Here is a 7,501-nt window from a genome sequence, read left to right on the forward strand (position 1 = left end):
TTGCGGAGCTACCAAGCGCATATTATCCTGGCGAGGACGACGATATCTTTGAAAAAGTATTCAAGTAATGGGGTCTAATTGCAGCTTGCACCCGACTGACTACACTTTCGAAAAAAAGCAGTAGTCAGGTCTTGAAATACCAGTATTGATGCAAAAAAGTAAATCGACCGCGGAAAAACTCCCCATCCAATGCTGTTAGTCATTCTTGGGGCTGGGGCGTCGTACGACTCCGTTCCCGCCTACCCTCCACCTACGCCCAATGACTTCAACGAAAGGCCACCGCTCGCGGACTCGCTTTTCGAGAATCGCCCAAATTTCCGTCGCGGCATGTCTGAGTTCTCTAGCTTCCATCCAATCGTGCCACTTCTTCAAGCGCGGCACGGACAGTCATTGGAGCAGAAGCTTCAGGAGATCGCCGCTGAAGCGCCTGAATACCCGATTCGTTTCCAGCAACTGATGGTGGTCCGGTACTACATTCAATATATTCTGTGGCAAAGCGAAAATCACTGGATACATGAGGTCGCCGGCCACGTTACGAACCACAGGTCTTTACTCGACCAGATTGACCGATGGCGCCAGCCGGGGGATCCGGTTTGCATTGTCACTTTCAACTACGACCGGATAATCGAGGACGCGCTCAGGAGCGCTGGAGTACCCATCGCAAAGCTCAGCGATTACACATCGAGCGAACGGTTTAAACTTTTCAAGGTTCACGGTTCAATTAACTGGGTTCGCCGAGTAGGAATCTTCGCTCGCGATGTCGCTGAAGGTATGAATCAATGGGGCGCGGTTGAGGCGGTTACTGAGCGTGCGTCGGGCCTCAAATTCCATGACTTTGAAATTGTGAGTGAGTATCCAAGCGGCATGTTAAATGGGGAACTAGTCGTGCCAGCGATTGCTATTCCACTGATGGACAAGTCTGACTTCGAGTGTCCAACCGATCATCTGGATCTCCTCACTTCCCTGCTTCCACTAACAAGCCGGTTACTTGTAATTGGTTGGCGTGCTACGGAACAGAAATTCTTGAACTTACTCTCGAGTGCACTCCGTTCCCCGGTAAGGGGTTACATCGTCGCAGGGTCCGGAAACGCAGCAAAGGATATCGCTGAGCGACTGGTTGCGGCGGGCGTTTTAAGTGAATACGGAGTGTCTGATGGAGGATTTACTGAAATGATTACTCGGCGCGAACTCGATACCTTTTTAGGACGATAATAGGGACCGAGGCCCTGAAATATTAGTATTGAAGTAAAAAAGTGACTATTCCGTGGAAACACTCTGCATCAAATGCGGCGTTTTGATCCCGTTGCGGGATGACAAAGACACGCGCAAAATGCCGCAAATTAAAGCTGCCTTTGGTAGGCGAACTATTTCTAGTTAGGTATCCCCGGGGAAAGAATCATGCAAGGCGAAATGAAAACTTATCGTGGCTCCTGTCACTGTGGAAAGATTCAGTTTGAAATTAAATCGACACTCGACCCGGCAAAGCGTTGTAACTGCTCGATATGCAAACGTAGGGGCGCAATAATGACGCGGGTTCCCCCTGAATGCTTCAAATTATTAGCCGGGGAGGAGTATCTGTCGATGTATCAATTTAATTCTAAAGTGGCAAAACACTACTTCTGTAAAGTCTGCGGCATTTATACGTTCCACCGCCCTCGTGTCGCACCGGATCAGTACGGCATCAATGTCGGTTGTCTCGATGGTGTTGATTCGCTTTCCCTGGAGGTGGGCTTAAATGACGGTCAAGCTTATTCTGTCGTTAATCCAGCCTAACGTTTCATTCCAGCGGAGGCGCCGACCCTCGCCGCTGAATGGCACGTTGGCTGTATGCGAGATGGGGCAATGACACAAAAAGACAACGCTGGCGTCATCATGCTCCCGCCGTTGCTCTACGGCATCGCGTTTGCGGTTGTTCTTGCGGTTCGCTGGTTCTGGCCGATGCCAATCTTTGAGGATGCCGTTGGTCTCTGGCCCGGCCGCGCGTTGGTCGTACTTGCCGTCGCGATCGCGATATGGGGAAGAAATGCTTTGCGGGCTGCAGGTACGAACGTGAATCCCTCGCTTCCCACCACGGCCATCGTCACATCGGGCCCGTTTCGTTTTTCCCGTAATCCCCTCTATATGGCCCTAACGCTTCTCTACTTGGGGCTCGCCTTGGCCGTCAATACGTGGTGGGGCATTGTCGTGCTAGTCCCGCTTCTCATCCTCATGCATCGCGGAGTTGTGCTGCGCGAGGAGCGCTACCTTGAAGCAAAGTTCGGCGAGAGCTATCGGCAGTACTGTTCCAAGGTTCGAAGATATCTCTGAAAATAATATCCAGGGCATAACATTTTCCATAACTGCCGAAGGTGACAACATGCAAATTTCCAATACTAAAGTGTTCGCAGTAAAAATAATCACAATTGCACTTCTTCTCAGCGCGGCCAACGTCTTGCACGCTGATGACACGAGTTCTACTTCCGACAAACCCGTGGTGGAACAGCTGGTTGACTCCCTGACCAAACTGGCCCACGGCCCTTACAAAGGTTATCGCGCCAACCACGCTAAGGGCATTATGGTCAGCGGTACGTTTACACCTGCTGCCAGCGCAGCAAGTTTGAGTAAAGCCCCGCACTTGCAAAAAGCCAGCAGCCCGGTTCTCGTGCGATTCTCTGACTCCACAGGCGTGCCGACGATTCCGGACGCCAGCGCTGATGCCAGTCCGCACGGCATCGCCATTCGCTTTCAACTGGCAGATGGCGCCTTTACCGATATCGTCAGCATTTCAATCAATGGTTTTCCTGCGGCTACGCCGGAAGAGTTTTTAGAGTTTCTTAACGCCGTCGCTGCCAGCGGTCCTGATGCACCAAAACCATCACCCGTTGAGAAGTTTCTGGCCACGCACCCCGCTGCGAAGAAATTTGTCACAACACCCGCGCCGCCCCCGGTGAGCTTTGCAACGCTGGCCTTTTATGGTGTGAATGCCTTCAGCTTCACCAACGCCAGTGGAAAAATCCGTTATGGCCGCTATCGCATTACGCCTTTGGCAGGCGTGCATGCGTTGACCAAGGAGCAGGCGGCAAAAGCTGCGCCTGATTATTTGATGGAAGAATTACCGGCGCGGCTTAAGAAAGGACCGGCAAAATTCCGTATTTCAGTTCAGTTGGCAGAAAAGAATGATGTAATCGATGATGGCACAGCAATATGGCCGGACAATAGGCCGCGGGTAGTACTGGGTATTCTGACCCTGAAAAAAGTCCTGCCGGACAGCCAGCAGGTGGAAAAAACGCTGATGTTCAGTCCATTGAATCTGACCGACGGGATTGGAGCCTCGGCCGACCCGATCCTGCTCGCACGCCCACCCGCTTACGCTATAAGTTTTGCTCGTCGTTCAGGAAATTAAGCAGCCTGAATCTGCGTAAAGAGAAAACATGAGAACAATGGTGTCAGGTCTAGAAATATCAGTTTGGATTTAAAAATGTAAATTGTCGGCAGAAAAACTCTGCATCAAATACGGCGCTTTGATTCCATTGCTGGCTGGCAAAGAGACGCGCAAAATGTTGCCCTATAAATCCGCTTTGGGTGAACTATTTCGCTTTAGGGTGAATCTATGGCATGGTTGGTTCCTGCACTAAAGGCTGTTCTACCACATTTGGGAACTATTATTTCCGCCGCGGCACCGGCGTTCACCAAGAAAAAAATTGAAGCAATGGCGGATCAAGCACTCTTGCTGCAGCAACAGATTGGCGAGCTGCAATCGGCCGCATCCCAGAACTCAGCCCATATCAAAGAACTGGCCGCGCAGCTCGAAAGCACAGTCTCGGCCTTGGAGCAGGCGGCTTCCGTCGCCGAATCAAAACTACGGCGGATATTCCTGCTTTGCATTGCTGCGGCCGCTTTATCCGCCATCTCGTTATGCGTAGCGCTATTTTTAGTATTTGCGCGATGAGCCCTTACCGCGCGTTTGAGAGCGGCGGCACGCCGCTGAGTGAGAGCGTAAGTCATCTGTTCCCGGCATAAAGGAGCGGCATGTTAATAATGAAGTGGATAATTGGGCTCGCCTTCTCGCTGGCAATCGGGCATTACTGCACTAAACTATTTCTCAAGTGGCTGCGCAATAAATACAAAGTAGAAAAGCCCGAAGGCGAGAAAAGTGTGCCTCCTTGGCTTACTGGATTAATCGAACGATTATTTTTCACCATCGCTGTAGCGTTTGCACCGTTGGCCGCGGTAACGGCGATGATGGCTTGGCTTGGCATAAAGACAGCGACTCATTGGGCACGGGGACATGAGATACGAGAGGGCAGCGATTCCAGGTTTCTCGTATTTTCTTCCTTACTTGCGGGGCTGGTCTCAATGCTATTCGCTCTCATTGGTGGACTTATAATCGCGTTATTTGAGATTGGTCCCTAACAACGCGCTCGAGTCGTTTGCTTTATTGAAATACCCGTATGATGCAAAAAAATAAGTTGATCATGCAAATGCGTCCAAAGTTTAGAAGGAGACTGTCATGCCGCGCGTCGTAAGATTCCACCAGACCGGTGGCCCGGAAGTGTTGAAGATCGATCAGGTGGATATGCCGTCGCCGAGACCGGACGAAGTGCGCATTGCGGTGAAGGCGCTGGGCCTAAACCGCGCCGAGTCGATGTTCCGTTCGGGCACCTACCTGGAACAGCCCAAGTTTCCCGCGCGCCTCGGGTACGAGGCAGCAGGTACCGTCGAGGCAATCGGCAAAGGCGTGCAGGGGCTTAAAGTCGGCGACGCGGTCAGCACCATTCCTGCGTTCTCGCAGAACCAGTACGGCGTATACGGCGATACGGCTATCGTGCCGGCCTTTGCAGTCGCTAAACACCCCGCGTCGCTGTCATGGACCGAGGCGGCGGCGATTTGGATGCAATATTCGACCGCGTACGGCGCATTGATCGACATTGCAGGTATGAAAGCAGGCGATACGCTCCTGATCCCGGCGGCCTCCAGCAGCGTGGGCATTGCCGCCATCCAGATTGCGCGAATGGTCGGCGCAACGCCGGTGGCGCTTACGCGCCGAAGCACCAAGCGCAAGCCGTTGCTGGACGCCGGTGCGGCACAGGTTATCGCCACCGAAGAGCAAGATGTCGTTGCCGAAGTCAAGAGGCTCACCGGCGGGAAGGGTGCCGAAATCGTGTTCGACCCGGTGGGCGGACCGGCGATTACCAAACTGACTGCAGGAATGGCCGAACGCGGCATTTTGTTTATTTACGGCGCCCTTAGCACCGAGCCCACTCCGCTGCCGCTGATGAACGTGCTCGGCAAGTCGCTGACCATTCGCGGCTACGTCCTGTTCGAGATTACTTGGGATGCAGTGCGTCTGGAACGGGCCAAGAAGTTTATCGTCGGCGGATTGGCGACGGGTAAACTAAAACCGGTGATCGCCAAGACGTTCCCGCTCGAGCAAATCGTCGAGGCGCACCGCTACCTGGAATCGAACCAACAAATCGGTAAAATTGTAGTGACGGTCTAAAAGGTTTGAGCCGAAGGCGCCGAATCAGGTTGTTTCCGACTCGGCTTCATTCATCACTCGCTGAGACTTCAGAAATATGACAATTGCGTGACAAAGATGCAGGTTATCTCTAATCGGTTCTTCAATACCGCCCATTGACAAAATGGGATTTTTGCCGCCATCGTTGGCGTCGGATTCTAACAACAAGTAGTCATGTCCGCAGAATCGTCAGCGCCTATCCAGCGCGGCTTTCTTGCCGCCTCAGTAGCGGTCGGTGCATTCGGCCTTATGCTGCTCGCCGCCCCCGGCCCAGTCTTTTTCGGCTGCCCTGCCAAAGCCCCTGTCATCAGCGCGCAGCGACAGGAGCCGGCGCCGTCCGCCCTTTTCGCAATTAATCCATTAAGCCCCGAAAGGAGACCGCCATGAACCAAGCCAGTACTACACAGCAAGGCAGCAAGCAGGCAGATAACAAGAATGCAATTCGCCCCTTTCAGGTGAATGTTCCGGAAGCTGAACTTACCGAATTGCGGAGGCGCATTAACGCAACAAAGTGGCCTGAAAGAGAAACGGTTGCGAATGCATCCCAAGGCGTGCAGCTTGCGACGATTCAGGCACTCGCGCGCTATTGGGCGACAGAATACGACTGGCGCAAATGCGAAGCGAAACTAAACGCCCTACCGAACTTCGCTACCGAAATCGATGGGCTAGATATCCATTTCATTCATGTTCGTTCAAAACACGAAAATGCGTTGCCGCTGATCGTTACGCACGGATGGCCGGGCTCGATTACCGAACAGATGAAGATTATCGATCCACTTACCAATCCCACCGCACACGGCGGAAATGCATCCGACGCGTTCCACTTGGTGATTCCGTCGATGCCCGGCTATGGTTTTTCTGGCAAGCCGATCACGACCGGGTGGGACCCCGCTCACATTGCACGCGCTTGGACCGTGCTGATGAAGCGCCTCGGATATATGAAATTTGTGGCGCAAGGTGGCGATTGGGGCGCAATCATCACCGAGCTAATGGGCGTGCAGGCGCCGCCGGAGTTACTGGGCATTCACACCAACATGGCTAATGTGATTCCACTCGACATCGACAAGCTGGCCTTTTCCGGCGCGCCCGCGCCGGCGAATCTCTCCGCCGACGAGAAGCTCGCTTACGAGCGGCTGAGCTTCGTCTATGCGAAGGGAATCGGCTACGGCTTCCAGATGGGGTTGAGACCGCAAACACTGTACGGAATAGCGGATTCACCGGTCGGACTTGCGGCTTATTTCCTTGATCACGACGCGCGTAGCTACGAGATGATCGCCCGTGTCTTCGCCGGAGGGAGTGAAGGCCTCACACGAGACGACGTCCTCGACAACATCACGCTCACCTGGTTGACGAATACGGCGCTCTCAGGGGCCCGCCTCTATTGGGAGAACAAGGGGGCGTCGTTCTTCGCCGTAAAAGGTGTCGTGGTCCCGGCGGCCGTGAGCGTCTTCCCCGACGAACTCTATCCTGCTCCGCGGAGCTGGGCGGAGCAGGCGTACCCCAAGCTCATTCACTTCAACAAGCTCCCCAAGGGGGGGCACTTTGCGGCCTGGGAACAGTCAAAGGTCTTTTCAGAAGAGGTTCGGGCGGGCTTCAGATCGCTGCGGTAGGGTTCTTCACAAGAGAGGAGGAGATGCGCCATGCCTGACACTTCGCAGTTCAACACCGACCGCACCTATCCGGGCCGGTGGACGATCACCTTCAGCAACCCGCCGATCAACACGTTTGTTCCCACAACGATCGTCGAATTGGGAGCGCTAATGACCGACCTCGAAGCGGACCCGTCCGTGAAGGTCGTAGTGTTCCAGTCGGCGAATCCCGATTTTTTCATCGCCCATCTCGACGTATCCAAGGCAGCTGAACGGCCAGAGGTGCTGGGCCTTTGGCGCGACTTTGTGCTGCGCCTCTCGTCCACGCCAGTCGTGAGCATCGCCAAGATTCGCGGCCGCACGCGCGGCATCGGTAACGAGTTCGTGCTGGCCTGCGACATGCGCTTCGCCAGCC

At 54.0% G+C, this 7,501-nt stretch carries 9 protein-coding genes; all 9 read left to right on the top strand.

Annotation, left to right across the window (positions count from 1 at the left end; translation table 11 throughout):
* Positions 1-357: 357 nt before the first annotated feature.
* The gene (locus tag VLV32_05655; GenBank protein HUL41370.1) at positions 358-1,212 is read left to right on the top strand and encodes an SIR2 family protein; all 855 of its coding nucleotides are present in this window, start codon (positions 358-360) and stop codon (positions 1,210-1,212) included.
* 186 nt (positions 1,213-1,398) lie between these two features.
* Positions 1,399-1,773: a GFA family protein gene (locus VLV32_05660; protein ID HUL41371.1), complete on the top strand. Its 375-nt coding sequence runs from the start codon at positions 1,399-1,401 to the stop codon at positions 1,771-1,773.
* Between the two features lie 69 nt (positions 1,774-1,842).
* Positions 1,843-2,307 (top strand): isoprenylcysteine carboxylmethyltransferase family protein, encoded by a 465-nt coding sequence (locus tag VLV32_05665; protein ID HUL41372.1) that lies wholly within the window; start codon positions 1,843-1,845, stop codon positions 2,305-2,307.
* A complete protein-coding gene (locus VLV32_05670; GenBank protein HUL41373.1) occupies positions 2,246-3,382 on the top strand; it encodes a catalase family peroxidase in 1,137 nt (378 codons plus the stop codon). Before VLV32_05665 ends, VLV32_05670 begins: the two co-directional genes overlap by 62 nt.
* A 207-nt stretch (positions 3,383-3,589) precedes the next feature.
* On the top strand, positions 3,590-3,928 hold the full coding sequence (locus VLV32_05675) for a hypothetical protein (protein HUL41374.1): 339 nt from the start codon (positions 3,590-3,592) through the stop codon (positions 3,926-3,928).
* Positions 3,929-4,017: 89 nt separating this feature from the next.
* Positions 4,018-4,392: a hypothetical protein gene (locus VLV32_05680; protein HUL41375.1), complete on the top strand. Its 375-nt coding sequence runs from the start codon at positions 4,018-4,020 to the stop codon at positions 4,390-4,392.
* Positions 4,393-4,489: 97 nt separating this feature from the next.
* Positions 4,490-5,479: a zinc-dependent alcohol dehydrogenase family protein gene (locus VLV32_05685; GenBank protein HUL41376.1), complete on the top strand. Its 990-nt coding sequence runs from the start codon at positions 4,490-4,492 to the stop codon at positions 5,477-5,479.
* Positions 5,480-5,880: 401 nt separating this feature from the next.
* Positions 5,881-7,107, top strand: a complete 1,227-nt coding sequence (locus tag VLV32_05690; protein ID HUL41377.1) for an epoxide hydrolase — start codon at positions 5,881-5,883, stop codon at positions 7,105-7,107.
* Between the two features lie 30 nt (positions 7,108-7,137).
* Positions 7,138-7,501: enoyl-CoA hydratase/isomerase family protein (locus VLV32_05695; GenBank protein HUL41378.1), on the top strand; the 364-nt coding region annotated here is incomplete at its 3' end.

Source organism: Burkholderiales bacterium, from assembly GCA_035518095.1.
GTDB lineage: Bacteria > Pseudomonadota > Gammaproteobacteria > Burkholderiales > JAHFRG01 > JAHFRG01.

Excerpts from the sequence above, each read along its gene's own strand:
- VLV32_05680 (HUL41375.1), top strand. The coding sequence starts at position 4,018 with ATGAAGTGGATAATTGGGCTCGCCTTCTCGCTGGCAATCGGGCATTAC.
- VLV32_05665 (HUL41372.1), top strand. The coding sequence starts at position 1,843 with ATGACACAAAAAGACAACGCTGGCGTCATCATGCTCCCGCCGTTGCTC.
- VLV32_05660 (HUL41371.1), top strand. The coding sequence starts at position 1,399 with ATGCAAGGCGAAATGAAAACTTATCGTGGCTCCTGTCACTGTGGAAAG.
- VLV32_05675 (HUL41374.1), top strand. The coding sequence starts at position 3,590 with ATGGCATGGTTGGTTCCTGCACTAAAGGCTGTTCTACCACATTTGGGA.
- VLV32_05685 (HUL41376.1), top strand. The coding sequence starts at position 4,490 with ATGCCGCGCGTCGTAAGATTCCACCAGACCGGTGGCCCGGAAGTGTTG.
- VLV32_05690 (HUL41377.1), top strand. The coding sequence starts at position 5,881 with ATGAACCAAGCCAGTACTACACAGCAAGGCAGCAAGCAGGCAGATAAC.